Source organism: Rhodococcus sp. (in: high G+C Gram-positive bacteria), from assembly GCF_049591685.1.
Classification (GTDB): domain Bacteria; phylum Actinomycetota; class Actinomycetes; order Mycobacteriales; family Mycobacteriaceae; genus Rhodococcoides.
The window spans coordinates 1-1,826 of the sequence record NZ_JBAWFH010000571.1 but is presented as its reverse complement, the minus strand read 5'-3'; the positions used below and the strand labels follow the sequence as shown (position 1 = coordinate 1,826).

The window sequence follows — 1,826 nt, the reverse complement described above, 5'->3', positions numbered from 1 at the left end:
TTCGCCGCAACCGTCTCGTGGCCTATGTCGTTCCCGCGCAAGGCTTGTCGATCGGCGCAGGCGATCTCCGCGATGCCGCCGCGCGCGATCTGCCGGCGTACATGGTGCCCGACGCCGTCGTAGAGCTGAACGCACTCCCGGTCGGGGCTGCGGGGAAACTGGACCGCAAGGCCCTCCCGGATCCGGAGTTCGAGGTGCACGAGTACCAGGCTCCGTCGACGCCCGTCGAGGAGATAGTCGCATCGGTCATCGGTGACGTGCTCGGCCTCGAACGCGTCGGCGCCAACGACGATTTCTTCGCCCTCGGTGGCAACTCGTTGATCGCGACTCAGGTCGCATCAAGGCTCGGCGCTGCCCTCGACACCACGGTGCCGGTTCGTCTCCTGTTCGAGGTGTCCACCGTCGCCTCGCTGGCCGTCCGAATCGAATCGGAAGTAGGCGCAGGGGCACGCGTGCCGCTCACGCCTCGCGACCGCCCGAACCGCATCCCACTGTCGATGGCGCAACAGCGAATGTGGTTCCTCAACCGGCTCGAGCCAGAGTCCGCGGTCAACAACATCCCGGTCGCGATCCGACTGTCCGGCCTGCTGGATCGCCATGCATTGCACGTCGCCGTGGCCGACCTGCTGTCCCGGCACGAATCGCTTCGAACGGTCTATCCGGAGATCGACGGCGTCGGCTATCAAGAGGTGGTTCCGACCGGGTCCGTCATTCCTGATCTGGCACCCATTCCGGTCGACGAGCACAGAGTGGCATCCGCCATCGAAGAACTGGTGATGACGGGCTTCGACGTCACGTCGCGGGTTCCGTTCCGTGCCTGCTTGTTCGAAGTGTCGTCGACCGAGCACGTGCTCGTGTTCGTCGTCCACCACATCGCGGCCGACGGCTTCTCGCTGGGCCCGCTGACGCGAGACGTGGTGCGGGCGTACACCGCTCGCGCTGCCGGGCTCGACCTGAACTGGGAACCACTTCCCGTGCACTACGCCGATTACACGCTGTGGCAGCGCGAGATCCTCGGTTCGGAGAAAGATCCCGAGTCGGTCATCAGCGCGCAGAAGGCCTACTGGCAGAGCGCGTTGGACGGTCTGCCGGACCAACTGGATCTCCCGTTCGATCGTCCGCGCCCTGCCGTGGCGAGTTATCGGGGGGCGACGCACCGGTTCGTCGTCTCGGCAGCGTTGCGTAGCGCAGTGGAAGAGCTGGCCGCGCAGCAGCGGTCGACACCGTTCATGGTCTTCCATGCTGCGGTCGCAGTTCTGCTCGCACGCCTGTCCGGTACCGACGACATCGCGGTCGGTGCACCCATCGCGGGGCGCGGCGAGGCCGCTCTCGACGACATGATCGGCATGTTCGTGAACACGCTCGTCCTGCGGGTCCGCGTCGACCCACAGGCCCGTTTCGACGAAGTGCTCGGTTGCGTCCGTGAGGCAGACCTGTCAGCTTTTGCGAACGCCGACATTCCGTTCGAGCGACTGGTCGAGATACTTGACCCTGCACGGTCGACGGCGCGTCATCCACTGTTTCAGGTTGCGTTCGTATTCCAAAACCTGGACCAGTCCAAACTTGAACTACCGAACTTGTCGGTGTCCGCCGTCGATTTCGAAGCGGGCACAGCCAAATTTGACCTGCAGATTGCGGTGGCGGATACTGCCGACTGTCTCGGTTGGTCGATCGAGTTCAATTACGCGACCGACCTGTTTGAAGAAGCCGGGATCGCACTCCTCGAGAAGCGTTTTCGTATTGTACTGGACTCTGTTGTTGCCGACCCGGCTCGACTGGTCGGCGGTATCGATCTGCTCGACGACGCGGAACGTAGTGTATTGCTG

Annotated in this window: 1 protein-coding gene; it reads left to right on the top strand. The window is 63.9% G+C overall.

What is annotated here, in order from left to right:
• Window positions 1-1,826: condensation domain-containing protein (locus WBQ44_RS23570; RefSeq protein WP_495569075.1), on the top strand; the 1,826-nt coding region annotated here is incomplete at both ends.